The organism is Thermocatellispora tengchongensis, from assembly GCF_014202315.1.
Classification (GTDB): domain Bacteria; phylum Actinomycetota; class Actinomycetes; order Streptosporangiales; family Streptosporangiaceae; genus Thermocatellispora; species Thermocatellispora tengchongensis.
The window spans coordinates 156,886-181,790 of record NZ_JACHGN010000007.1 but is presented as its reverse complement, the minus strand read 5'-3'; the positions used below and the strand labels follow the sequence as shown (position 1 = coordinate 181,790).

At 72.7% G+C, this 24,905-nt stretch carries 23 protein-coding genes and 1 CRISPR repeat array (1 of these 24 running past the window's edge); of the genes, 9 read left to right on the top strand and 14 right to left on the bottom strand.

Annotation, left to right across the window (positions count from 1 at the left end; all coding sequences use genetic code 11):
* Nucleotides 1-184: a CRISPR direct-repeat array (repeat unit 29 nt; unit sequence CGGATCACCCCCACAGGCGTGGGGAGCAG) (it extends 2,164 nt beyond the left edge of the window).
* Nucleotides 185-1,084: 900 nt separating this feature from the next.
* The 4 genes from HNP84_RS18050 to HNP84_RS55075 all read left to right on the top strand — a co-directional run bounded on the left by HNP84_RS18050 (nt 1,085) and on the right by HNP84_RS55075 (nt 4,785).
* A complete protein-coding gene (locus tag HNP84_RS18050; RefSeq protein ID WP_185050898.1) occupies nt 1,085-1,924 on the top strand; it encodes a DUF4190 domain-containing protein in 840 nt (279 codons plus the stop codon).
* Nucleotides 1,925-2,001: 77 nt separating this feature from the next.
* Nucleotides 2,002-3,243, top strand: coding sequence for a helix-turn-helix domain-containing protein (locus tag HNP84_RS18045; protein ID WP_185050897.1), 1,242 nt, complete (start codon nt 2,002-2,004; stop codon nt 3,241-3,243).
* 378 nt (nt 3,244-3,621) lie between these two features.
* Complete coding sequence (locus HNP84_RS18040; protein WP_185050896.1) at nt 3,622-4,461, top strand: ATP-binding protein; 840 nt, start codon at nt 3,622-3,624, stop codon at nt 4,459-4,461.
* Nucleotides 4,462-4,653: 192 nt separating this feature from the next.
* Nucleotides 4,654-4,785, top strand: a complete 132-nt coding sequence (locus HNP84_RS55075; protein WP_281396175.1) for a hypothetical protein — start codon at nt 4,654-4,656, stop codon at nt 4,783-4,785.
* 131 nt (nt 4,786-4,916) lie between these two features.
* On the opposite strand, the gene HNP84_RS55070 is transcribed toward HNP84_RS55075, so the two are convergent.
* Entirely contained in the window at nt 4,917-5,045 is a 129-nt protein-coding gene (locus tag HNP84_RS55070; RefSeq protein ID WP_281396174.1) for a hypothetical protein, read from the bottom strand.
* Nucleotides 5,046-5,150: 105 nt separating this feature from the next.
* Between HNP84_RS55070 and HNP84_RS55065 the strand changes: the two genes are divergently transcribed.
* Nucleotides 5,151-5,279: a hypothetical protein gene (locus HNP84_RS55065; RefSeq protein WP_281396173.1), complete on the top strand. Its 129-nt coding sequence runs from the start codon at nt 5,151-5,153 to the stop codon at nt 5,277-5,279.
* Nucleotides 5,279-6,445 (top strand): methyltransferase domain-containing protein, encoded by a 1,167-nt coding sequence (locus tag HNP84_RS18035; RefSeq protein WP_312925132.1) that lies wholly within the window; start codon nt 5,279-5,281, stop codon nt 6,443-6,445. Before HNP84_RS55065 ends, HNP84_RS18035 begins: the two co-directional genes overlap by 1 nt.
* Nucleotides 6,446-6,485: 40 nt before the next feature.
* On the opposite strand, the gene HNP84_RS18030 is transcribed toward HNP84_RS18035, so the two are convergent.
* Nucleotides 6,486-7,949, bottom strand: coding sequence for an alpha/beta hydrolase (locus HNP84_RS18030; RefSeq protein ID WP_185050895.1), 1,464 nt, complete (start codon nt 7,947-7,949; stop codon nt 6,486-6,488).
* 117 nt (nt 7,950-8,066) lie between these two features.
* Here HNP84_RS18030 and HNP84_RS53090 point away from each other — a divergent pair, with 117 nt between their 5' ends.
* The gene (locus HNP84_RS53090; RefSeq protein WP_246518309.1) at nt 8,067-9,317 is read left to right on the top strand and encodes a sensor histidine kinase; all 1,251 of its coding nucleotides are present in this window, start codon (nt 8,067-8,069) and stop codon (nt 9,315-9,317) included.
* Complete coding sequence (locus HNP84_RS53085) at nt 9,305-9,952, top strand: response regulator transcription factor (protein WP_312925129.1); 648 nt, start codon at nt 9,305-9,307, stop codon at nt 9,950-9,952. The genes HNP84_RS53090 and HNP84_RS53085 overlap by 13 nt, the downstream gene beginning before the upstream one ends.
* Before the next feature lie 44 nt (nt 9,953-9,996).
* On the opposite strand, the gene wrbA is transcribed toward HNP84_RS53085, so the two are convergent.
* The 12 genes from wrbA to HNP84_RS17960 form a co-directional block, all read right to left on the bottom strand.
* Nucleotides 9,997-10,605, bottom strand: coding sequence for an NAD(P)H:quinone oxidoreductase (wrbA, locus tag HNP84_RS18015; protein WP_185050894.1), 609 nt, complete (start codon nt 10,603-10,605; stop codon nt 9,997-9,999).
* A gap of 161 nt (nt 10,606-10,766) precedes the next feature.
* Nucleotides 10,767-11,912 carry an RNA polymerase sigma factor gene (locus HNP84_RS18010; RefSeq protein ID WP_185051142.1) on the bottom strand — a complete coding sequence of 382 codons (1,146 nt, stop codon included), beginning with the start codon at nt 11,910-11,912 and terminating at the stop codon, nt 10,767-10,769.
* 6 nt (nt 11,913-11,918) lie between these two features.
* Complete coding sequence (locus HNP84_RS18005) at nt 11,919-12,326, bottom strand: YciI family protein (protein WP_185050893.1); 408 nt, start codon at nt 12,324-12,326, stop codon at nt 11,919-11,921.
* 41 nt (nt 12,327-12,367) lie between these two features.
* Nucleotides 12,368-12,691, bottom strand: coding sequence for a PadR family transcriptional regulator (locus HNP84_RS53080; protein WP_312925127.1), 324 nt, complete (start codon nt 12,689-12,691; stop codon nt 12,368-12,370).
* Nucleotides 12,688-13,272: a hypothetical protein gene (locus HNP84_RS17995; protein ID WP_185050892.1), complete on the bottom strand. Its 585-nt coding sequence runs from the start codon at nt 13,270-13,272 to the stop codon at nt 12,688-12,690. Before HNP84_RS17995 ends, HNP84_RS53080 begins: the two co-directional genes overlap by 4 nt.
* Before the next feature lie 58 nt (nt 13,273-13,330).
* Nucleotides 13,331-14,170, bottom strand: coding sequence for a methyltransferase domain-containing protein (locus HNP84_RS17990; RefSeq protein WP_246518308.1), 840 nt, complete (start codon nt 14,168-14,170; stop codon nt 13,331-13,333).
* A gap of 371 nt (nt 14,171-14,541) precedes the next feature.
* The gene (locus tag HNP84_RS17985; RefSeq protein WP_185050890.1) at nt 14,542-16,386 is read right to left on the bottom strand and encodes a sigma factor-like helix-turn-helix DNA-binding protein; all 1,845 of its coding nucleotides are present in this window, start codon (nt 16,384-16,386) and stop codon (nt 14,542-14,544) included.
* Nucleotides 16,387-16,437: 51 nt separating this feature from the next.
* Complete coding sequence (locus HNP84_RS17980; RefSeq protein ID WP_185050889.1) at nt 16,438-18,531, bottom strand: UvrD-helicase domain-containing protein; 2,094 nt, start codon at nt 18,529-18,531, stop codon at nt 16,438-16,440.
* 13 nt (nt 18,532-18,544) lie between these two features.
* Complete coding sequence (locus HNP84_RS17975; RefSeq protein WP_185050888.1) at nt 18,545-21,805, bottom strand: hypothetical protein; 3,261 nt, start codon at nt 21,803-21,805, stop codon at nt 18,545-18,547.
* Nucleotides 21,806-21,963: 158 nt separating this feature from the next.
* On the bottom strand, nt 21,964-22,716 hold the full coding sequence (locus HNP84_RS17970; RefSeq protein ID WP_185050887.1) for a class I SAM-dependent methyltransferase: 753 nt from the start codon (nt 22,714-22,716) through the stop codon (nt 21,964-21,966).
* 174 nt (nt 22,717-22,890) lie between these two features.
* The gene (locus HNP84_RS17965) at nt 22,891-23,982 is read right to left on the bottom strand and encodes an ABC transporter substrate-binding protein (RefSeq protein WP_312925123.1); all 1,092 of its coding nucleotides are present in this window, start codon (nt 23,980-23,982) and stop codon (nt 22,891-22,893) included.
* 197 nt (nt 23,983-24,179) lie between these two features.
* Entirely contained in the window at nt 24,180-24,404 is a 225-nt protein-coding gene (locus tag HNP84_RS17960) for a putative acetyltransferase (RefSeq protein ID WP_185050885.1), read from the bottom strand.
* Nucleotides 24,405-24,510: 106 nt separating this feature from the next.
* On the opposite strand from HNP84_RS17960, the gene fdxA reads away from it, so the two are divergent.
* Nucleotides 24,511-24,837 carry a ferredoxin gene (gene fdxA / locus HNP84_RS17955; RefSeq protein WP_185050884.1) on the top strand — a complete coding sequence of 109 codons (327 nt, stop codon included), beginning with the start codon at nt 24,511-24,513 and terminating at the stop codon, nt 24,835-24,837.
* Nucleotides 24,838-24,905: the final 68 nt, after the last annotated feature.

The window sequence follows — 24,905 nt, the reverse complement described above, 5'->3', positions numbered from 1 at the left end:
CGCCGCACGGCCCGCCGATGGCGTCGGGGGTGCGGATCACCCCCACAGGCGTGGGGAGCAGAGGAGCGGCAGAAGCTCCGTGACGAACGCGCACGGATCACCCCCACAGGCGTGGGGAGCAGGCACTCCGCTCGGTGCGGTGGTAGTGCGTCCACTGGATCACCCCCACAGGCGTGGGGAGCAGACTTTCTGACCAGCAAGGATAGACGCGACCTGCGCCGATGTGAATGTCGGCGTTTGTCGGTGATTCTTTCGGCGCTCCAGGTCACCGCCGCCGCAGCTCCGAGTGGCGGTTCGGGCTGCCTCCTAGTGGAGGAGCTCCAGCCAGCGGCCGCGAGAGGGACAAGCCCACACCCCTGCCGATGCCTCGTACTGCTCATGTCAGCGAGCCCTTGCGATCACCCGCCTCCAGCACCACTCGTCCCCAAAATGAAGCGTGGCCCGTAGGCGCCCAGGGCGACCCGGGACACGAAGCGGCCCTAGCATGCCAGTCCGACCACTATCGGATCTTCCGGGTGTCTGGGCAGCGTCACCCTCGCCGTGCCGTTGTCCCAGTGCGGCAGCACGGTTCCCTCACGCACTCCGTCATGGAAGGCCCGCCATTGGTCCAAGGTCAGCCCCCGAAGTCGCCGTTTCCGTGACGAGGCGAACGCGGCCATCAAACCCGTGTCCCGTCCGCCGTGCCTTGGTGCACTCTGTGCCTGCTGGGCCGGCCGTCGCCCACGGGCGCGTATAGCTCCAGATCGTCGCATCCACTTGTGACGCATCGCCTGTCTCCGCTTCGTTCTGAAGGCTGCGGTCCCGGCCGCGCAACGTGAGGCCGGGGGCGTTCCGCTGCTACGAGAGCACATTACTGTTGCGCACGTGTCGTAAAAACTTTGGCTCGTGTCAAACAGGCATCTTTACGGACGCCATCAGGAATGAAACGATGTACGGTCCCGTATTGCGCGAAGGGGAGCGCGGCCGGGCATCCGAAAAATCAGGCGTGCCATGGCCAGAGCCCCCTCCCGTTCCTTGTAATCCAGGCGCATACTCGGGGCGTCGAAAAGAGCGCCAATCTCTCTCATGAAAGAGTCCCGCCCCGATGACATATGGCACACCCCCCGGATATGCCCCAGCGCGCCGCACCAACGGCCTGGCCATCGCCTCGCTGGTCCTTGGCCTGATCGGCTTCATCTCCTGCGGATTCACGAGCGTCCTCGCCGTGATTTTCGGCCACGTCGCGCTCGGACAGATCCGCCGTGACCGCACTGACGGCCACGGCATGGCCCTGGCTGGAACGGTCCTCGGCTGGGTCCTCACCGGCGGCTGGCTGCTGTTCTGGGCACTGTGGTGGGCCGGCTTCATCGGCAGCATCGGCGTGGCCGCCCTATCCGCCCCGACCCCAACCGAGCGCGTCCAACTCGGTGAGCTACAGCCTGGGGTGCCCACCTCCGCCCCGCCGGTGATCGAGACAGCCCTGCCCGAGCAGGAGCCGCCGGCGTCCGAAGCGTCCGAGGCCGATGAGCCCGCCAAGCTGGGTGGGACGATTACTCTCGCGGGCCTGGAGTCGGACCTCCAGGTGGCCGTCACGCTGGAACGGGTCGTGGAGACCGCGACGCCCGCGAACGACTTCCTCAAGCCGTCGGCCGGCAACCGCTTCTACGCCGTCGAACTGGTGCTTCACAACAAGGGCCAGGCGCCCTACAGCGACAGCCCGTTAAATGGTGCGGTGCTCATCGACGCCGAGGGCCAGCAGTACCGGGCCACCATTGCCGAGGTGCGAGAAGGAGTCGCGTTCGGCGGCTCGGTATCCATGGGGGCAGGTGACAACCGCAAAGGCGTGATTGTGTTCGAGGTGCCCGCAGCAGCCGAAATTGCGAAGTTTCAGTTCGCGCTGAACAGCGGTTTCGCCGACCAGAAGGGCGAATGGCTCACCCGATAGCCCCGGAACCTCTCGCACACAAACGGCCCTGCGCCGTAGCCTGAGGTTGTCGAGGCGTCAGGAAGGTGCAGGGCCCTATGGACGAAACTACCACCAACGATGCTGCCGGTCCGGTCCTCTCGCTCGGACAGCGGATCCAGTATCTGCGCGAACGGCGCGGAATGACGCGCGAGGTCCTGGCCGGCCTCGTCGGCAAGTCCGAATCGTGGCTCAAGGCGGTGGAGCGGGGCCAGCGCCAGCAGCAACCCCGGCTGCCGATCCTCCTCCAGCTCGCCGAGGCGCTCCGCGTCCGCGACCTATCGGAGCTGACCGGCGACCAGTCGATGCCCATCAGGATGTTCACCGGCCCCGGCCACCCAGCGCTCGCCGCCGTCCGGGAGGCCGTCAACGCCCTGCCCTTGCAGCCCACCGGGACCGTGCAGCCGCTCACCACCCTCCGGGCCCGCCTCGACTCGGCATGGCGCACACGCCACTCCTCGCCCGACCACCGCACCGCCCTCGGGCGGCTTCTGCCCGACCTCATCCGCGACGCCCAGCTCGCCGCAGTCATGTACCAGGGCGAAGACCGGCGACGCGCCCAGGCGCTGCTCGCCGAGGTCTACGGACTGACCCAGATGTTCGTCGCCTACCAGCCCGCCCAGGACCTGCTCTGGCGGGTGGCCGACCGCGCGCTGATGGCCGCACAGGAGTCCGAGGATCCGCTGGCGTTGTCCTGCGCCGTCTGGTTCCTGGCCCAGGCCCACCGGGACGCCGCCGACTTCGACGCCGCCCGCAGTATCAATGAGCAGGGCCTGACAGCCCTCTCGCCGCACATGGACCGCGCCGACACGGAGTTGCTGGCCATGTGGGGCGCGTTGCACTTCGAGCTCGCGTTCACCGCAGCGAGGCTCGGCGAGGCCGGGGAGGCGTGGCGGCACTGGGAGGAGGCCGGCCGAATCGCCGACCGCCTCCCGGGCGATTACTACCAGCCGTGGACCTCCTTCAGCCGCGTCATCATGCGCCCCCATGCCGTCACTGTGGCGGTAGAGCTGCATCAGAGCGGCGAGTCGGCTCGGCAGGCCGACCACGCCGAGGCGGTCCCGATCCCCTCCCGGCCTCGCCGGGGCCGACACCTCATCGAGGTCGCCCGCGCGCACCAGCTCCAGCACGACCACGACGCCGTGCTCGGCACATTGGAGCTGGCCCAGCAGACCGCTCCCGAGACGATCCGCTACAACGGTTACGCCCGGCGCATGACGCTGGAGATGGCCGAGGCCGGGCCGGCGCGGCTGCGGCGTCAGGCTCGCGAGCTCGCGGACAAAATCGGGGTCTTGACCTGACCAAAACCAGGGGGCACAGTCTGTGTCCCTGGCGCTACGCACCGCGCCTAGGGTCATGGTCATGAGCCCTGAGCAGGCAGCACTCGCCCTGCGGGCCGCGCTGACCGCGCATGGCGTCCGCGCCCGCGACTCCGAGCCCAGTACATTGCGGGAGCACTACGCCATCCTCTCCGCCGAGGACGCCGAGATCTGGTGCGGCCCCGAGCGGTACCGCTGGCCGTCACCCGGGAGTGGTCGCATGATCCGATCACTTCTCCCTCTGCGGCATCGTCACCACCAGGCCCTCATCCTGCAGAACCTCCATCGCGCGCCGCACCGTAGCGCGGGCTGCGGATGCCCTTCCCAGGCGTGCTGCCGCCGCACCACCGGCGGTGCGGCATGACGGTCACCATTTGGGAGCACGAAGGCGTCCCGACAGCGGCGCGAGAAGCCCGAGACTTCATCGCCAAGACCGCGCCCGCGCATCCTCGGGTAGACGACATGGTGGTCGTCGTCTCGGAGTTGGTGGCCAACGCCGTCCGGCACACGCGGTCGGGCCTCCCTCCCAAGGGCAAGGTCAAGGTGGTGCTCACCGAGCTTCCGGCGTACGTCCGCCTGGCGGTCATCGACGACGGCACCGTGCGCGACGAGGAACCGCGCATCGAGGACCCGTCGCCGGATCAGGAGTCGGGGCGCGGTCTCGCCGTCGTCGCCGCGCTGACCGACCGGTGGGACCACGCCTCGGTGGGCCGCAGCCGGACGGTGTGGGCCGAGTGGGACCACGACGTGATGGACGGCTCCGCGTCCGCTCGCACTACGGGGACGGGCGGGCGCGGCCGAGCAGGCGAGGGGGCGTACGCCGGTACTCCGCGGACGGGGACCCCGACGCCTCCCGCACGCGCCCACGACAGCGATGGGCGCGTGCGGGTTCCATCCTCAGGAGGTGGCCCCATGTCCGGCCTGACCGCCCGGCAGGAGATGCAGCTCCACGCGATCCGGCAGACGTTCCCGGCCTGGCGCATCTGCGTCCTCGGCGCGTGGTGGTGGGCCACCCGCTACAAGCCGCCGACCGAGGAGGAGAAGGCCCTCGGCGTCCAGGCGATGATCGGCCGGCAGTCGGCCCCCGAGCTGGTGGCCGCCCTGACGCACCAGCTCGGGATCACCAGCCGGCGGCGCGGCCGCATCGGCCCGACGCCGCCCTTGACCCCGGCCGCGGCGCCCTCGCGCGCTGCGCAGTGACCGGAGCACGCCCCCTCAATCCCCACCCCCCACGATGGGAGCGATCATGACCACCTTGGCCGACCGGCCCCCCGGAGCCGACGTCACCACACACCGCAACACCCTCCCTGCGGACCTGTTTGCCCGGATCTCCGCTAAGAAGAGCGATACGTCGGTGCCCTCCTGGCCTGGAGTTCGGCGCCCGCGCGTGCCGTGACCGGGCCGGCCGCGGTCCAGGGCCTGTTCACCCTGCACATGGCGCTGCACGGGCCGGAGCACCTACGCGAGAAGCGGGCGCGCACCGCGGCGGCCTGCCACGCCTGGCTCGTCCACCGAGCTACCTGACCCCCGGCCGTCGCTCCCCGCGAGCGGCGGCCGGCCCCGAACGCCCCCCGAGCGAGCCGCGTGCGTTCTTCCGCGGCCCTGGGGTGGCCCGCCCCGCCAGGCGTCTTGAGGTGGTGCCTGGCGGGGCCTTTTCACGCCGTACGCCCCTCCGCCTCCCGCGACGCATGCAGCTCCGCGAGGCCCACCACGTCGGGGAGCATGTCCAGCGGGCAGGAGCCGGGGCCGTACGCCGCGCCGCGGCGGGTCCCTTGTACCCTCACCCTTCAGTCAGCCGGGCCGAACTCTCCGGGAAGGGCCTTCCCGCGCCCATCCCCTCATGCGACCATGCAGTCACCGATAGTGACCAAATGAGAGGGGAGACCACTGTGAGCCGGCGGCGAGGCAAGCACGAGGACCCCAACCGCGGGGACAAAGACCCGAAGAAGGACCCCGGCAACTACGACCAGGTCCCGCAGCAGCAGCCGAAGGACCCCAAGCAGGGCGGGGGGAAGTAGTGGCCGAGGCCGACGGCATCGCGGTGCGGGTCGAGCGGATGATCGGCGATGTCACCGCGCGGATCGGGCACGTTCGGCCGTTGGTCGAAGCCGCGTTCCGGGCGGCTCCCCGGCACATGTTCATCCCGCCCGTGGCGCTCGTCGCCGGCGAGGAGATGGTCGCGATCGACCGGACCGCCGACCCTGGTGCCTGGCTGGACGCGGTTTACTCCGAGAGCCCGATCGTCACGCAGCTCGACGACGGCAGAACCCCTCTGCGCGACGTGATCGATGACGGCGGCGCCGTACGCGTGCCGCCCGGAACCGACTACACCTCCTCCAACTCCGCCCCCGCGACCGTTGCCGACCTGCTCAACCTGCTGAACCCGAAACCCGGGCACAGGGTGCTGGAGGTCGGCACCGGTACGGGGTGGACCGCCGCGCTGCTGTCGCACATCGTCGGCGCGGGCAACGTGACCTCCGTCGAGGTGGACGCCGCGGTGGCCGAGCAGGCGGCGAAAAACCTCGGCGAGGCCGGTGTGCAGCCGCATCTGGTCGTCGGTGACGGTGCGGACGGCTGCCTGGAGCGGGCGCCCTTCGACCGGGTGCACGTCACCTGTGGTGTGCGGCGGGTGCCGTACGCATGGGTCGGGCAGTGCCGTCCGGGCGGGGTGATCGTGCTGCCCTGGTGCCCGAACTTCGGGGAGAACCACGCGCTGCGGCTGGTCGTCACCCCGGACGGCGTCGCGCATGGGCGCTTTCCCCGCTTCGCGTCCTACATGATGATGCGTTCCCAGCGGTCCGCGCATCAGGCCGAGGGCGCGGAGCGGTGCTCCCGTACGCCGGTGGACCCGCGGACCATCGCCTACGCGCCCGCGGGCGCGGACCTCGCGGTCGCCGCGATCACCGGGCTGCGATCGACCACGACCTACCTGGCGGACGGCGGGTTCCGGTTGTGGCTGCATGACCCGGATGACGGCGGCCGATGGGCGAGGGTGACCTGGGAGGCCGGCCGGCAGGACTTCGAGGTGGTGCAGGCCGGCGACCGGTCCGTGTGGGAGGAGGTCGTCGAGGCGTACTTCCGGTGGGTGGAATGGGGAGAACCGGATCGCGACCGGTTCGGGATGACCGTCCGCCCCGATGGCCGGCGCGTCTGGCTCGACACGCCGGAACGGGTGATCGCGTAGGGGCGGCATCGCCCCCACGGAAAGTCGTGAAGGCACGCGCTCAGCGTCCGCACGTGAGGCGGCCCTCGGTGGGGACGTGCAGGTGCAGCAGGTAGTCGTCGACCGCCCGCCGTGTGCAGGCCGTGCGCTGGTAGGCGCCGTGGCCCGCGCCCTCGTAGGTCACCAGTGCCGCGCCCCGGCCGAGCTGCCGGCGGACGCCGACCGCCCACGCGTGCCCGGCGGCCGGGTCGTGACGCGCGTTGACCAGCAGGATCGGGGGAGTGCCCGCCGGCACCTTCAGCCGGTGCTGGGGGTTGCGCGGCTTGACCGGCCAGAGGGCGCAGGTCAGCGCGAACGCCTGGGTGTCGGGCTGGGTACGCATGTGCGGCGCGACCTGGCGCATCTTCGCGGCGTGGGCGGCGAACCGCCGGTGGTCGGGGATCGTCAGCCGCCAGTCCTGGCAGGCGGCGGGGGCCGGGTGCTCGATCTCCCGCACCTCCGGGCCCGGCTGGCCGCGTACGATGCCGCGCGGTCCCGGCCTCCCCGACTCCAACGAGGCGATCCGCTCGGCCAGCCAGGAGTGATCCGGCCCCATGAGCCCGCCCAGATGCGCCTCCGTGGCCAGGTCGTACGCGCTCAGCACGCGGCCGGCCAGGGCGGGATCGCGCAGTGTGCCCCGGTCCGCGCGGGCCATCAGCCCGTCCCAGATCCGCGGGACGTCCCTGCCGTGCAGCGCACACGCCCGGTCGCGGGCGCACCAGCGGGCGAACGCCAGAAACGCGTCCTCGGCGTTGGCCGCCTGGCTCACCAGGAAGCGGCCGGTGGGCAGGCTGTGGTCGAGGACGCTGTCCAGCGACATCGCCCGCAGATTGCGTCCGAACAGCTCCGCGTAATGCTGCCCGGGGAGTGTTCCCGCGGACACGCCGTGGTAGCTGATCGTGCGCTCGCCGAGCGCGGCCCGTACGGCGTCGAGGTCCCGGGCGACGCTGACCGCGTCGAGGTGATCGGCCACCGGTCCGGTGCGGCGTCGGCAGTCGGCGGCCAGCTCGGCGGCGTACGCCCGGAGCCGGTCGAAGTCGGCCTGGTCACGCGGGGTGGGCAGGGGCTCGCGCCGGACGATGTCGGCCGAGCACCGCACCGGGGAGCTGCCTCCCACGCCGCGCGGGTCGAGACCCACGATGTCGAATCTCGCCAGGATCTCCTTGCTGAAGTACGTGCTCGCCTCGCCCTGGACGAAATCGGTGCCCGGCCCGCCGCCGACGTTCACCACCAGGACGCCGATGCGCCGCCCCGGCTCTGCTGCCTTCAGCCGGGCCACCGCCAGGCCGAACCTCGCCCCGCCCGGCCGGCCCCAGTCGACCGGGACCCGCAGCTCACCGCATTCGACGGCCCGGTTGGCCGCACACGGCGCCCACGCGATCTTCGGCTGGGCCGCCGCGCCGCCGCCCGGGAGGACGGTGCCGCCCGGGAATGCGAGCACAGTGCCCGTGAGCACCGCACCCAGCTTGTGCGCGAATCCCATCATGAAGCTCCTCCTTCGCGGCTTGTCGAAGGCCCATCCAAGGCGGTGCGGCGGGCGGGCACAGGAGTCTCCGCCCCCAGTCCCGGGGGTGGGCAGGCCCTACCTCGTACAGTGACGGCCATGGAGATGGCACAGGCGCTGCGCGGGGCTCCCCTGCGCTTCGTCGCGTCCACCTGGCCGCTGCGCGCCGCCGCCTACGTGCTCACCGGCGTGGTCAGCGGCCTGCTGGCCCTGGCGTGGGTTCCGGTGGCGCTGGTGGCGGGCGCGTACGTGCTCATGCCGCTGCTGACGTCCCCGCTCGCGGCGGCCGAGCGGCGGCGCGTCGCGCTCCTCGGCCTTCCCGCGCTGCCCGACCCGCACCGCGTCCCGGACCGTGCCGGGCTCGCCGCCTGGCTGAGGGCGCGGCACACCGACGCGGCCACCTGGCGCGAGCTGGCCTACCTGGTGCTGCACGGCAGCGTGCTGCTGGCCGTGAACGTCGTGACGCTGCTGCTCGGCTCGGCCCCCGCACTGGTCTACCTGAGCGGCGTCGCCAACCTCACGACCTCACAGCCCGGCGGACCGGCGTCCGCCACGCCCGCGACGCGGGCCGACGCCGCCGACGGCCAGGTGTTCGCGCTGGTCGGCGGGGCTGCGCTGGCCGTGCTCGGCACCGTCGTCCTCCTCTCCTACGCGACGGCCCTCGCCGCGCTGGCCCACGGCGCGCTCGCCCGCCTCCTGCTCTCCCCCGGCGACGAGGCCCGCGTCCGCTCGCTGACCAGCTCCCGCGCCCGCCTCATCGACGCCTTCGAGTCCGAACGCCGCCGCATCGAGCGCGACCTGCACGACGGCGCCCAGCAGCGGCTCCTCCGGCTCGGCATGACGCTCGTCACGGCCCAGCTCGAACTCGACCACGACCCAAAGGCCGCCCGCCCCCTGCTCGCCCAGGCGGCCGACGAGGCCAGAGCCGCGCTCTCCGAGCTGCGCGAGCTGGTCCACCGCATCCACCCCCGGGTGCTCACCGACCTGGGCCTCCGCGCCGCCGTCGCCGACCTCGCGGCGGGCCTGGCCGTGCCGGTGACCGTGGCGATGGACGTGCCGGAACGATTACCGGCGCCCGTGGAGTCCACGGCGTACTTCGTCGTCGCCGAGGCCCTGACCAACGCGGCCCGGCACGCCGCCGCCACCGAGATCACGGTGACCGGCTCGGCCACCGCCGACACCCTGACCATCGTCGTGGGCGACAACGGCAAGGGCGGCGCGGACCCGGCGCGCGGCACCGGCCTGACCGGACTGGCCGACCGGGTCGATGCCCTGGCCGGCACCATCACGCTGACCAGCCCGCCCGGCGGGCCCACGATCCTGCGCCTGGAGTTGCCGTGCTCCGCATAGTGCTCGCCGAGGACGCGTTACTGCTGCGCGAGGGGCTGGCCGCGCTGCTGGCCCGCTTCGGCCACGAGGTGGTGGCCGCCGCCGCCGATCCGGACGCGATGTCCGCCGCCGTCGCCGAGCAGGCCCCCGACATCGTGGTCACCGACGTACGCATGCCGCCCACCTTCACCGACGAGGGCCTGCGCGCCGCTGTCGCCCTCCGCCACGCCCACCCCGGGCTCCCCGTCCTGATCCTGAGCCAGTACGTGGCCACCGCCTACGCCGCCAAGCTCCTGGAGTCCACGAACGACGGCGGCATCGGCTACCTGCTGAAGGACCGCATCCTTGAGGTGCGCGAGTTCGTCGAGGGCGTCGAACGGGTCGCCGCCGGCGGCTGCGTCATCGACCCCGAGGTCGTCCGCCGCCTCCTCACCCGCCACCACGACCCGCTGACCCGCCTCACGCCCCGCGAACGCGAGATCCTCGCCCTCATGGCGGAGGGCCGCTCCAACACGGCGATCACCAACGAGCTGAGGGTGAGCGAGAAGGTGGTCGGCAAACACATCAACGCCATCTTCACCAAACTGGACCTCCCGCCCACGGTCACCGACGACCACCGCCGCGTCCGCGCCGTCCTGATGTACCTCCGGGCCTGATCCCGCCCCGATACCTCGCCTCACCGGCGCGCAGACGGGGCAGGTCAGGCGGCGCGGCCGGCCTTGAGCGCGGCGGTGATGGCGACGACGCGACGGGCCTGGTGGCGGGCCGCCTCCAAGGTCGTCTCGCTGGGGGCTCCGCCGCCGGCCACGTGGGAGGTGCCGTAGGGATTGCCCGACTGGAGCTGGACGGGGTCGGTGTAGCCGGGGGGCACGATGATGCCGCCCCAGTGGTAGAAGGTGTTGCTCAGGGCCAGCAGGGTGGACTCCTGTCCGCCGTGGGCGGTGTTGGAGGCGGTGAAGGCCGAGTACACCTTGTCCGCGAGCTTGCCGTGGTACCACAGCGGGCCGGTCGTCTCGATGAACGCCCTGAGCTGGCCGGCGGGGTTGCCGAAGCGGGTGGGGGTGCCGAACAGCACCGCGTCGGCCCATTCCAGGTCGTCGTGGCCGGCCTCGGCGACGTCGGCGGTGTTCCGCACGTGCGCGGCCCACTCCGGCCTGGAGCCGACGGCTTCCGGCGGGGCCGTCTCGGCGACCTTGCGCAGCCGTACGTGCGCGCCGGCCTTCTCCGCGCCCTCGGCGGCGGCCTGCGCCAGGGCGTGCACGTTGCCGGTGGCGCTGTAGTAGATGACCGCGACCTTCACAGGTTCCATGATCGGTTGTCTTCCTTCGGGTCCTGGTGGTCCGGGTGGGCGCCGGCCACGCCGGCGCCGAGCCCGAACAGGTGCCTCTCACCCGGTACGACGACACAGCCCCCCGAGATGTGAGGCGGGCGCCGGCCTCACATCTCGCCGCGGGCAGGGCCCGGGTTCGCTCACCTGCGCAGTTGCGCGTTGAGCCGTGCGGCCTGTCGCGTGAGGTGGTCGCGTTCGGCGAGGCTCGGCGCCGACCGCGCGGCTTCGGCGTAGAGGCGTGCCGCGGTCACCAGGTCACCGTCACGCTCGTGCAGGTACGCCGCGACGGCGGCGTAGCGGGGCAGGGCGGGGTCGAGCTCCGCCAGGGCGGCCAGGCCGGCCCGCGGGCCGTCGGCCTCGCCGACCGCGACGGCCCGGTTGAGTCGGGCCACCGGGCTGCCGGTGAGGCGCACCAGTTCGTCGTACCACTCGACGATCTGCACCCAGTCGGTCTCCTCGGCCGTCTGGGCGTCGGCGTGGAGCGCGGCGATGGCGGCCTGGGCCTGGAACTCGCCCAGCCGGTCGCGGGCGAGGGCGGCCTGGAGCACGTCCACGCCCTCGGCGATCAGGCGGGTGTCCCACAGGCTGCGGTCCTGCTCGGCGAGAGGGATGAGCCTGCCGTCGGGGCCGGTCCGCGCCGCGCGCCGTGCGTGGTGCAGCAGCATGAGCGCGAGCAGCCCCGCGACCTCGGGCTCGTCGATCCGGGCGAAGAGCTGGCGGGTGAGGCGGATCGCCTCGGTGGCGAGATCGACGTCGCCGGAGTAGCCCTCGTTGAAGACCAGGTAGAGCACGCGCAGCACCGTGGCGAGGTCACCGGGCTGGTTGAGTCGGACGCCCGATACGGTGCGCTTGGCCCGGCTGATCCGCTGGGCCATGGTCGCCTCCGGCACCAGGTACGCCCGCGCGATCTGACGCGTGGTCAGGCCGCCGACCGCGCGCAGCGTGAGCGCGACGGCCGAAGCCGGGGTCAGCGACGGGTGCGCGCACAGGAAGTACAACTGGAGCGTGTCGTCCACCGCCTCGCCCGGGCCGGGCATGGGCTCGGCCTCGACGAGTTCCTCGCGGTGCCACCGCGAGGTGTCGGCGCGGGTGGCGTCGAGGAACTTGCGCCAGGCCACGGTGACCAGCCAGCCCTTGGGGTCGCGCGGCGGGTCGTCCGCCCACACGCGTACGGCCTCGATCAGGGCGTCCTGCACGGCATCCTCGGCCGCCGCGAAGTCGGCGCCGCGGCGGACGAGGATGCCGATGACAGTGGGGATAAGGCTCCGCAGCAGGGCCTCGTCCACCATGCGTCACTCCGTGATGGTCGGGGGCTCGGTCAGGAACGGGCGCAGCTCCAGCCACTCGTGGATCGGCTTGCCGCCCGCGCCCGGAGCCGCGGACAGCTCGGCGGCCAGTTCCAGCGCCCGCTCGTAGGAGTCCACGTCGATCACCATCCAGCCGGCGATCAGGTCCTTGGTCTCCGCGAACGGGCCGTCGGTGACCGGCGGCCGGCCCTCGCCGTCGTACCGGACGAACGTGCCCTCGGGGGACAGCGCCTGAGCGTCCACGAACTCGCCGGTGCTCTCCAGCCGTGCGGCGAAGTCGCGCATGAACTGCACGTGGGCCGAGACCTCCTCCGGCGTCCACTGGTCCATCGGCACGTTGTTGACCGGTGCCGGCGCGCCCCGGTAGTGCTTGAGAAGCAGGTACTTGGCCATCGTGTTCTCCTTGGTGCTCCAGGGCCCATTGTGGGCGTGTTTCACCCCAGGGACGAAGCCGCGGACGGGTTCTCGACATCCCGCCGCGATTTTTTTGGCGGTGTTGTTGAGCAGGACGGAGGAGCCGTCCAGGCCGTAGCCCCGCTCCGGCTGGGTGTGGAGGACCAGCAGGGCGACGATCGCGACGGCCACCCCACCTCGGCCAGCCAGGCGGCCACCCGCTGCTGCCCGGCCGGCGTCAGCGCGTAGACCTCGCGGTCGGGCCGCTCGGGCAGGCCATCGGCCCGCTCACAGACCACGAGCCCGGCCTTCTCCAGCCGGGCCAACGTCACATAGATCTGCCCGGGGTTCCCGGCTGCGATCACGAACCTGCGTACAACCGCTCCAGCCCCACCAACTGCACGCGCCCCCCGCTGCGCGCCGCCGCCTCCTCCAGGGCCGGCATGAACCCCGTACCGCTGAACAGCAGCAGCCGGTCCGGAGCCTCGCCCCTGGCCGCGAGCAGCGCCGCCACCCGCTCCAGCCGCTCCAGGTGCCCGAGCCCCATGACGTCCCCCCACTTGGCCTCCCCGATGGCCAGCAGCGCGCCGTCGGGGCCGCGGACGGCGACGTCCACCTCATGGCTCGTCCGGGTGGCGGGGTCATGGACGACCCCGGACAGGACGCCGCCCGCCATGTCGCCAAGCGTCTCCTCCGAGGCGAAGTCCTCGCACCACACCCGGCACATTCGCTCGAACACCGGCCCGGCCACGTTGCCGCGGAACCGGGGCTGGGCGGCCCGCCAGATCCGCTCGGTGCGGCCGGGCCGTACCCGTTCCAGTTGCGCCCAGTACGGGCGCATGATCGCGTGGTAGAAGCGGACCAGCGGCTCGGTGATGCGGTACTCGGAGCGGTTACGGCGGAAGGCGTCGGGGTCGGCCACCAGCAGGCCGGAGTCCTCCAGCACGGTCAGGTGGTGGGTTGTCCACGGCCTTGCGTTCGATGCGGCTAGTGACGCGGCGCGGTCAAGCCGGCAGGTACCACCGGGGCCCGTCGGGGTCGCCGAGCCATACCCACTGCCCGGAGGGGCCGACGGTGAGACCGAACCCCGACTGGTGGGGCGAGCCCGCCTCCTGCCAGGTCTGGATCGCCTGTTCCACGGCGTCCCACAACCGTAGCGGCCCGTGCTGACGCACCGTCCATCCGCCCGCCCCGGCCTTCTTCGTGCCGGCCTGAGATCCGGTGGCGACGTCCACCAGGATCACCTCATCGCCCGACCCGAGCCGTTGGGCCGACGGGGCGGCCAGTTGGGCGACGAACAGGCCCGTCTCGTCGTCGAGGATGCCGGGATCTATCGTGCTGGCGCGCGGTTCTCCCCGGGGCACGAGCGCGACGGCCAGCGGATGGGGACAGTGGGCGCGAGCGGTCATGAAGTAGAGGTTGTCGGGCAGAAAGCGCCCGCTGGCGTTCCCCGAATGATCGAGGGTCAGGTGAGCGAAGGCCGTCGCGCCCATCCACCCCCAAAGCGGCGTGGTGATGGTCCCGCCGTCGCGAACCTGCCACATCCAGTGCGGAGGAATGTAGCGCACGGAACATGTGGCGATCAGCCGGTCGTATTCGGCGTTTCCGTCATATCCGGTCAGTCCATCACCGACCACCAGCGTGGGCGCGTACCCCGCCTCGTTGATCGCCATGCGGCCGGCGGCGGCGACTTCCGGGTCGTACTCGATCGAGGTCACCGCGTCGTCGCCGAGCATGTGACACATCAGTGAGGTCGAGTAGCCGGTTCCCGTGCCGATCTCCAGAACCCTGTCTCCCCGGTCGATCTGTGCTGCCTCCAGCATCCGGACCACCAGGCTGGGCATCGTGGAGGAGGAGGTGGGACTCCCCGACATCGTGCACTCCGGGCATGCCATGGCCGTAGTGGGCCGTGTCATTCCTCCAATCCGTTTCCAGGTGCTCCGAGAACGGCTTTAGGGTCTGGTCACCTCGACGGCAGGGTGGGGCGCCAGCGGGAAGCCACGAGGGGCTTGCCCCTCGTGACTGGGGGTTTGGGGGGCTGTGCCCCCCAATGAGCACTGTCCGAGCCTGCGCGGCAGCGCCGGATGCGCGGAGCGCCGGAGAGGCGAGGGCCTTGCCTGTGCGGCAGCGCTGGATGCGCGGAGCGCCGGAGAGGCGAGGGCCTTGCCTTGCGCTCTCCGGTCTTGCGGCCTCTGGGGAAGCGGGGACCTTGGCCTTACACGCCCTCTAGGAAGGCGAGGATTTCTCGGTCGCCTCGGTCTCTCAGGCGGTTGAGGACGTCGTCGCGGCTGGAGCCCTCGGGGAGGCCGATCCTCGCGCCGATCAGGCGGACTCCCTCGGCCTCCGAGGCCACCGGGGCGGTGTAGCCGATCAGGTGGAGCGCGCGGTTGAGCGGGGGGAGGCTGGGGGCGGCGGCCTGGAGGAAGCGGGTGAGGAGTTCGCCGCCGTCGGAGACGGTGAGGAAGATGTGGTCGCCTTCCTGGGCGCCGTACTCCACCAGGACGGGGCGGATGCTGCCCATGGTGGGCTGGTTGTGCCAGCTTATGATGACGTCCCCGGAGGGGGCCGAGGCGGTCAGGGAGCCGCCGGGGGCCATGCCGAGGTAGGCGGCGAAGCCGGTGGGGAGGGGGGAGCCGGAGCCGCGCAGGTGTTCGGCGTTGACGTCCACGCGGTGCCACCAGCGGCCGTCGCGGCTGCGGAAGCAGCGGCGGGTCTCGGAGACGTCGCGGCGGGGCTGGTAGTCGGCCTGCTCGTGGCCGGCGACGCGGATGTAGCCGCGCTGGGTGCGCTCGAAGCCGGGGCCGCCCGCGTACGCGCGGACGCTGCTCTCGCTGACGTCGTAGCGGGTGGTGAGGTTCTGCACGATCGTGTTGACCGACGCCTCGCCGCCGGCCCGCTCGATCTCGCGGACGATCATCTCGCGGATGCCGAGGTACTGCTCGCCGCCCCAGCGCGCCAGGCCGTACTTGTTGCGGTCCACGCGCAGGAAGCGCTCGTCGGCGGTGAGCTGGTTGCGGATGCCGACCAGGCTGTAGTCCTCGCCGATGCGCTCCTGGATTTCCTCGGGGGTCAGGGCGGTGCCGGAGATCGCGAGTACGGCCTCGGCCTTCTCGTTGACGCTGCGCGGCCAGGCGACCACGTGGCCGTCCAGGACGCGCAGGTGGGGCACGGACATGATCCACCGTTCGGCGACGTCCTCGCGCACGCCGAGCTGGGCCACCAGCGCCACGGCCTCGGCCAGGGGGCGGGGGCCGTCGGTGAAGAGCTGCCTGGTCTTCTCGCGCAGTTCGTCGGCGCCGCCCGCGACCAGCCAGCCGTCCACCTGCTCGTAGTCGGTGAGCAGGGTGCGGACGAACCGCCAGGCGGGGATGCCGAGCGAGGGCAGGTCGGCGCCGTGCCAGGGGACCGCGCCGGCGAGGTCGTCGGCGGGGACGGCGCTGCCGAGCCGGCCGCGCAGCCACGACACGTGCGCCACCAGCGGCGCCCCGGAGGGGCCGGCCAGCCACGCCTCGACGTCGTCGCGCAGGTCGCGCTCGATCTGCCGGATGCGCTCGCGGGTGACCGAGAAGCGCTGGGCCAGCTCGTCCAGGGTGGCGCGCTGCGAGGCGTACAGGCGGTCCCTGGCGATGCTGCGCTGCCGGTCGTCCAGCCCGGCGAAGACCTCGTTGATCAGCTCGGGCAGCGGGCGGTCGGCGCGCGCGCCGGGGAGCGCGCCCAGCACCCGCTCGCCGGACGGCTCCAGCAGCCGCTCCAGTACGCCGGTGAACAGCTTGTGCACCACGTCGCGGCCGAGGTGCTCGGGGGTGAGCGCGGCTTCGGCGGGGTCGGAGAAACGCAGCAGGGGGAGCACGTCACCGAGGATCAGGTGTCCCCAGCACGCCATGGCGAGGTCGGCGAGCCGGCCCGCGACCTGGGGTGTGCCCAGGGTCTTGCAGGCGCGGTCGAGCGGCAGCGCCTGCCACCACGCCTGGGGCAGCCGCGGATCGTCGGCGATCGGCGCTGTCTGCTCGGGAGAGGTCCAGCGCAGGGGTGGCACGATGTCGCTCAGGCTGAGGTTCATGGGGGTCCAACCGGCCAAGGGGGATATATCCGCAGTTCAGAGAGTATGGGATCAAGGCGGCAGGAACGGGCTCGCCCTGCCGGAATAGGACACGTACAACATCTCGTACGCCCGTGTGCACGCGACGTAGAGCAGGCCGCGCTCCCGCTGGAGGTCGTGCGCCCTGGCCGCCGGGTCCTCGCCGGCCGGGGTCAGCGCGTCCGGAGCGGGAACGATGCCATCGGCCACGCCTATCACGGCCACCCTACGGAACTCCAGCCCCTTCATCCCGTGCAGTGTCGTCACCCGCACGTCCAGCCCCGCCGACCGGAGCACGGCGCGGGCCCGGCGCACCAGCTCGGCCGAGCGCGCGGCCACGGCGACCTCCGCCGCGGGCACGCCCTCGTCCTCCACCCAGGCGGCCACCCGCGCGGCCAGCCCGGCCAGCTCCGCCTCGGGCGACTCGTACGCCACCACGGTCGGGCGCGGCCCGTGCTCGGCGGCCCGGAACGCCGACAGCTCCTGGACGCCCTCCACCAGGCCGTCGGCCGGGCCGCCGCCGCGCAGCCGCACGCCCCAGGTCAGGATCTCCTGCGGCAGCCGGTAGGAGACGTCCAGCCGGTAGTGGCGCGCGTCGATGCCGACCGAGCCCAGCGCCACCCGGGTGTCGAAGATCCGCTGGTGCGGGTCGCCCACGATGAACAGGTCGTCGCGCGCGTGCGGCACCGCGGCCCGCAGCAGCCGCCACTGCGCCGGGTGCAGGTCCTGGGCCTCGTCCACGATGATGTGCCGGTACGGCTCCAGCACCGGCCCCGACTCCTCCAGCAGGTCGCCGGTCGTCTGGCCGAGCAGCGTGGACGCCTCGGTGGCGAGCTGGAGCAGCGTCCTGCGCCCGCTCTCGCGCAGCCGGTCCACGACCAGGCCGATCGCCCGCCAGACGGCCGTACGCTCCTCGTCGTCGAGGTCCACGCTGCGCCCCGGCCGCTCCGCGGCCAGGTACTCCTCCAGCGTGGTGAGGTTCTGCGCCAGCACGACCTGCTCCCACTCGCGCAGCAGGAACGCCGGGCTGTGCCCGCTGCCGACCTCCTGGGCGGCCTCCCGCCACAGCTCGGCCAGCTCGGCGGCCCCCACCAGGGTCGGCTGGCGCCCCTCGGCGTCGGTCACGATGCGGTGCGCGAGGCGGTCCACGTTGCCCACCTCGACCCGTTTGCGGCGGGTCTCGTCGGGGATCAGCAGGTCCAGCCGGGCCGCCAGGTCGTTGCTGAGCACCTGCGAGAACGTCACCAGCAGGACGGTGCCGCGCCCGTGCTCGGCCAGGTGCGCCGCCCGGTGCAGGGCCACGAACGTCTTGCCGGTGCCCGCGCCGCCCGTGACCAGGACCGGGTGGTCGTAGTGCGGCGTACGCGCGAGCCGATGCTGCGGCGGGTGCAGGAACACGCACCAGTCGGGCGCGGTCAGCGCCCACTCCAGCTCGTCCTTGTCGGCCACGAACACCGCGCGGTCGGGGCTGCGCAGCAGCGCCGCCGCCACGTCCTCGGTGTCGATCGGCTCCTCGCCGCCCCGCCCGCCCGTGGGCGGCGCCGTGCGCCAGTACGCCAGCTCGCGCCAGGCCGCGGCCAGCGAGCCGCCCCGCGCCAGCACGGCGAGCGGCGCGTACTGGGTGCGCGGCAGCAGCGGCTCCAGCGCCTCCAGGCTCGCCTCGTTGGTCACGTCGCGCAGGTACGGCAGCAGCCGCGGGTCCACGCCCACCGAGATCAGGTCCTGGTCGCAGATGTCGCGGAACAGGCGCTGCTCCGACGACTCCGCCGCCCGCCGCAGCGCGGGCTCCACCCGCTCCAGCGCCTCGGCGTCCCACATCTCGATCACGCCGATCTCGGGGTTGACCCCGAAGCCGTAGCGCTGCGCGTACGCCCACGCCTCGCCGTCGGGCAGCACCGTGAGCAGCCAGTACACGTCGCGCTGCCGCAGCACCACGCCGCGGTGCCGGTCGCTCAGGCGCAGCGTCGCCACCCTCGGGTCGCGGGCGTTGCGCACCCGCTCGGGGTGGGGGGCCGCGGGCACCTGGTACAGGAACCTGCGTACCGCGACCACGACGTCCCGGCGCACCGGCTCATCCAGCGCGCGCAGCTCCCGGGGGAACTCAGGGGAGATCGCCAGTCGTGGCACCCGCGGCTCCCGGCTAGGCCAGCAGGGACAGCAGGTCGCGGTCCCCGCGCTCGCGTAGCCGTACCAGAAGCTCCGGGTGGCCCGCGGTGCCGGCCATCCCGATCCTGGTGGCGATCACCCGCGCCGCCTGCTCGGGCGTGCCGCCGGGCGCGGTGTAGCCCACCAGGCGCAGGGCCTGCGCCATCGGCTCCACCGAGGGCTCGGCGGGCGGCAGGTGCCGGGCCCGCAGCATGCCCTCGTCGGACAACGTCAGGAACAGGTGGCCGCCCTCCTGGGCGTCCACGTCCTTCAGCAACTGCCCCAGCGTCTCGACCACCGGCCTGCTCTGCCAGGACATGACCAGCTCGCCGGCCGAGCTGGTCACCGTGCGGGTCTGGCCGGGGGCCAGGCCGAGGTAGGCCGCGAACCCGGTCGGCAGCGCGCACTCGGCGCCGTCCAGGTGCTTGCGGGTGATGTCCACCCGCAGCCACCAGCGCCCGTCGGGCTGGCGGAAGCAGCGCCGGGTGAGCGAGACGTCCTTCAGCGGCCGGAACTGGCGGAACTCGGGGTCGTAACCGCCGCCCTGCTGGGCCCCCGCCTCATCGGCCGGGGCCTGCGGCTCCGGGGCCTGCGGCTCCGAGACCTCGGCCTCGGGCCCGCCCTGCGCGGGGGCCTCGTCGCGGGCCTCGGCGGCGCGGGCGGCGCGGCCGTCGTACACGAGCTGCCCGATCTCCGACTCGTCGTCCTCGGCGCCGGACGCCTCCTGCCTGCGGCTCTGCGCCGCCCAGATGGCGCTCAGCTCCTCCCGCAGCCCGGCCCCGGGCTCGTCGTCCTCGGCGTCCTGCTGCTCGGGGCGAGCTTCCGCCGCCGGTACGTCCGCCGCCTCCTCGGCCGCGAAGGCCGGGGTGGGGCGGGGGCCGAAAGGCAGCACGTCGGCCGACTCGGGCACCTGGGGCCCGAAGGGCAGCGCCGGGGCGGGGCCGTCGGGCTCGCGCGCCGCGAACGGCCCGGCGGGCGCCGGGAATGGCGCGGGGGCCGGCGGTACGGGCTCGGCGGGCGCGAACGGGCTGGCCGGCGCCTGGGCCGCGAACGGGGCCGCGGCGTCGGCGGGCGCGAACGGGCTGGCGGGCTCCGGGAAGGGGCTCGCGGCGTCGGCGAAGGGGCCGACGGCCTCAGCGAACGGGCTCGCGGCCTCGGCGAACGGGCTCGCGGGCTCGGCGGGCGCGAACGGGCTCACGGCCTCCGGGGGCGCGAACGGGCTCGCCGGTTCGGCGGGCGGGCCGGCGTCGGCGGGTGAGGCGGACGGCCCGGGGGCGGTGCTCTCCGCCGCGAACGGGGACGCCGGCTCGGGCGCCTCGGCCGGAGCCTGCGCGGCCTCGGCCTCGGGCTCCGCGGGGCGCTCCTGCGGCCCCTGGCCCTCGAACGGGTCGGTCTTCGGCCCGGTGGAGGAGTCCTGGGGGAGCAGGATGCGCAGGTGGGGCACCGACTGCAGCCACTCCTTGGCGATCTCGGGGTGGATGCCGAGCGTGGCCACCAGCTCCACGGCCCGGGTCAGCGTTATCGGGCCGTCGCCGCCGCTGAGCAGGGCCCTGGTCCGCTCCTGGAGGTCGGTGATGTCGCCCTCGACCACCCAGCCGTCCACCAGCCGGTAGCCCTGCAGCGAGGCGAGCACGAACTGCCAGGCGGGCACCTCCAGCGAGTGCACCTCACGCTCGTGCCAGTCGGCGTACCCGATCAGCAGCGACTGCGGCGCGGCCTTGCCCAGCGTCTTCTGCAGGTGGCCGATGTGGGCGCGGTACGGCCGCGCCTCGTCGCTCACCAGCCACTTCTTCAACTGCACCCGCAGGTCGGCCTCGACCTCCTCGATCTCGGCCGGCGAGACCGCGAACAGCTTGGCCAGCTCCTCGGCCGCGCTCGGCGAGTCGGTGAAGACCCGGTTCTGCGCGACGGCCCAGCTCTTGTCGTCGAGCGTGGCGAAGGCCGCCTCGACGATCGCGTGCAGGTCGGGCTCGCGATCGTCGGCCGGCTGCGGCTCGGGGGCCGGAGGGGGCGGAGCAGGCGCCTGAGCCTGCGGCGGGGCGGGCGCGGGCGGCGGCGGGGGCACGGGCATCGACTTGGGCTTGCGCTCCGTCGCCGGGCCGCTGCCGGGGATGAGCGGCTCGAACAGCGAGCGCCCGCCCGAGGACGACGCCGGCGGCAGGTCGGGGATGGCCGGGATGCCGGGCAGACCCGGGATGACCGGCGGCTTGGCCGACGGCTTGGTGCGTACGGGCAGCGGGGGACGGGCGGGGGCCCCGGCGGCGGGCGCGGCAGGGGAGACCGGCGGAGCGACGGGCCCGCCGGGCGCGGCGGCGTCCGGGGCGGGCTGGCCGAACGCGCCGACCCGCACCGGCTTGCGCACGCGCTTTTGCAGCTCCGGCTTCTGCGGGGCGGGCGTACGCTCCGGCTCGGGCTCCCGCGGGCGCGGCTGCTCCACGGGCTCGGGCTCCTGCCCGAGCGGCTGTCCGGGCTCGCGCTTGCGCCTGCGCGGCAATGCCGCGCGCTCGGCGACGGGGACCTCGGCGATCGGGGCCTCGGCGGCCGGGGCCTCGGAGGACGGGGCCTCGGCGACGGGGGCGAGGACGCCGCTCTCGCGGTCCCCCTCCGCGGCGTGATCGTCGTCGTTCGCCGCGGCGTTCTCCACGGCGTTCGCCGCGGCGCGGTCGCGCTCGTCGTCCAGGGCCTCGTCCATCGTGCGAGCCCGGCCGTTCTCCAGGGCGCGGCCGTTCTCCATGGCCCGGCCGTTCTCCACAGCGCGGCCGTTCTCCACAGCGCGCTCGTGCCCCTCGGTCACGGCGGCGCCGAAGGCGGCGGACGCGGGCTTCTCGCGCTGCTCCCCGACCTGCGCCTCCGCCGCGGTCAGCCGGGCGAAGGTGGCGGTGAACAGGGCGGCGAGCACCGGACGGGCCTGGATGAACGGCTGGTCGAGCATCTCGCGGGCGCTGAGGGCCAGCAGGCCCGGCCAGGAGCCCGCGCGGTCCAGCGCGATGGCCGTGTGCGGGTCGTCGGCCTCCTCGGGGTCCAGCACGTACAGCGCGGGCAGGATGTCGCCCACCGCCGCCGCGGGCCACTGCGTGACGGCCAGCTCGGTGAGCAGGTCGCCCAGCGCCTCGGGGGTGAGCACGCTGAGCACCCGGGCCATGGGCAGGCTGCGCCACCAGGCGTCGGGCATGCCGGGCCGGTCGCGGAGGTCGGGGAACGCCGCGGCGTCGCTCCAGCGCAGCGGCGGCACGAGATCACTCAGACTGAAGTTCATCCCGTTCCCTCTCCGGCTGTCTCACCGTTCACCAGCCCCCTCTTGCGCCGCGTCGATCGCGCTCCGCCGCACTTCCGCCCTGATCGTCGCGCGCGGTACGGACGAGACCATAGGAACAGACCATAGTCTGGCAAATCGCCCCGCCGCATTGGGCGGACTTACCGACGAACAGCCGCGAACCTGAGTCGAACGTAGTCGGCCATCCAGCCGGTCTCGCGCCGCAGGGCGGGCGCGGCCAGCTCGTTGACCCTGCGCAGCAAGGGATCGACCAGGTCCGGCGGCAGCCCCTCCAGCAGAGACGCGCCGAAGACGCGCACCCAGTCGGCGGCTCCGTTCGGGCAGTCGTCGAGCGGGGTGGGCCGGTCGAAGTATTCCAGGAGCCGGACCGTGAAGCCCGCCTTTTCGAGTCGCGAGGCGTACTCGGCCGGGGTGGGGAAGTACCAGGGCAGGGCCGGCTCGCGCAGGCCGTACTCGCGCCAGGCGGTCGAGACGGCCGCGGTCAGCTCCGAGCAGTTGCCCGCGCCGCCCAGCTCGGCCACGAACCGGCCGCCCGGCTGGAGCGCGTCGCGCACGCTGGCGATCACGGCGTCGGGGTCGCGGCTGTACCAGTGCAGGGCCGCGTTGGAGAAGCAGGCGTCGTAGAGCTGGGCGACGGTGAAGTCGTGGCCGTCGCCGACGATGAAGTCGAGCCCCGGGTGCAGCGAGAGCGCCTTCTCGATCATCGCCGGGGAGCCGTCGATGCCGAGCACCTCGGCGCCCCGCCCGGCGATCTCCGCGGTGAACACGCCGGTGCCGCAGCCCAGATCGAGGATGCGTTCCCCCGGCCGGGGGTCCAGCAGCTCCACCAGCGGGGCGCCCTGGGCGCTGACGTAGCCGAAGGAGCTGTCATAGGCGCGAGCGTTCCACCGCATCAAGCTCGGCGTATCGAATCGCAAGACGATCAGCTCACATTCTGGGACCTAACTGACCTCACGGTGAGGACACTTTAGAGCCTTGATGTCGAATCGACATATCAGCCCCAAGAGCCACAGTTATCTCTCTGTTCCCAGATATGTGGTGAGCTGCGCCTTCGGGGGCCCGGACGGTCAGCCGACGGTCTTGGCCCAGGCCCGGCGCAGGTAGGTCTTGGCCTCGTCGGCCTCGGGGACCGTCAGGAAGACCGGCTTGCTCGCGGGCGCGGGCGGCAGCTTGGCCGCGGCCTCGTCGTCCAGCGTGCCGCGCATCTGCAACGCCTCGATCCGGGCCGGACGGGCGTACCCCTTCAGGAACAGGTTCTGCGCCTCGTCGGAGAACAGGAACTCCTGCCACAGCCGGGCCGCGGCCGGATGGGGCGCGTGCTTGTTGATCGCCTGCACGTAGAACGCCCCGAGCACCGCGTCACGCGGGTAGACGACCTTCCACGGCGTGTCGCCGCCCCTGGCCGCGCGCTCGGCGTTGAGGAAGTCCCAGTCGAGCACGACCGTGGCCTGCTTGCCGGGCGCGGCCAGGTTGCCGACCCGCTTCAGCCTGCCGAAGTACGCCACGCCCCGCTCGGCCTTGGGCCCGCCGGGGCCCAGCGAGGCCGCCATCACGCCGCCGAAGGCCGACGCCGTCTCGCGCGGGTCGCCGGGCAGCGCCACCGAGTAGCCGGGACGGAGCAGGTCGGAGAACCCCGCCGGGGGCTTGACCCGGCTCGGGTCGTACGCCAGCGACATGTACCCGGCGTAGCCCGCGTACCAGCGCGCCTGGTGGTCCTTGAGCCGGTCGGGGATGTCATGCCAGGTCTGCACCCGATAGGGCGCGAACATGCCCGCGTTGGCCACCGCGACGTCGAGGCTCAGGTCGAACACGTCCGGGATGTGCGCCCCGCGCTTCTTCGGCGCGCGGGCGGCGGCGATCTCGGCCCGGCTGTTCGCCTGGGGGTCCAGCTCCTCGACCTTGATGCCGTACTTGTCGGAGAACGCGTCGATGATCTCGCCGAAGTTCACCCAGTCGCGCGGCAGGCCGACCACGGTCAGCGTGCCCTCCTTCTTGGCGGCCTCGACCAGGCGCTCCATGGTGGCGAAGCCCTCCTTCAGCGAGGCGGCCTCCGGGTTCACCGGCGGGAGCTTCTTTCCCTCCTCCGTCGCCGGGGCGCCACATCCGGCGAGCGCGCTGAAGAGGATCACTGACGCGGCGGCGCGGGTACGTACGGTCACGAGATGAATACTTACCGCTATAGTGGCCACGGTCGAGGAGGCGCGGCGGTGTGGTGTCCGATTCGCGGTGATCGCTATGGCGAGAGCCGTGAGCGCCATCGCGCGAGCGTGATCGTCATTGCCCGAGTGTGATCGTCATCGCGCGAGCGTGATCGTCATCGCGCGAGCGTGGATCGCCATCGCGCGATGGGGATCGGTTATCGGGCCGGGCGCACGACCTTGGCCGCGGCCAGCGACTCCTCGGCGATCTCCACGAGTTCGCCGTCGCGGCGGCGCACCACCAGCAGGCCGTCGCGCCAGGAGACCAGCTCGCCCACCACGTCGCGGAACCCCTCGGGCACCCGTCGCCGGATCGTCACGCGTTCGCCCACGTCAGAGGGGTGAATGGCGACGACGAGGCGGGCGCCGAAGCGTGGTGTCACCGACTTTGCCCCCCTCCGTTTCAGAGATACGCCGGGCACGGCAATACTAGGTCAGTAGCAACCGCGGTCGAAGTCGCGCCAAGGTGCGGAGAAGAAGGAGCCCCAGGTGACCTACGTCATCGCGCAGCCTTGCGTGGACGTCTTGGACAAGGCGTGCATCGAGGAGTGCCCCGTCGATTGCATCTACGAGGGCGAGCGCATGCTTTACATCCACCCCGACGAGTGCGTGGACTGCGGCGCGTGCGAGCCCGTGTGCCCCGTCGAAGCCATCTTCTACGAGGACGACCTTCCCGAGCAGTGGAAGGACTTCTACAAGGCCAACGTCGACTTCTTCGAGGACCTCGGCTCGCCCGGCGGCGCCTCGAAGGTCGGAAAGATCGACAAGGACCACCCACTGGTCGCCGCGCTGCCGCCACAGGGCGAGGACCACTAGCCGGTACCGCCGATCCGCCTGCACAGCCGCTCCCCGCGGCCCGGTGACGGTCACGGGGGCGGGCGGTC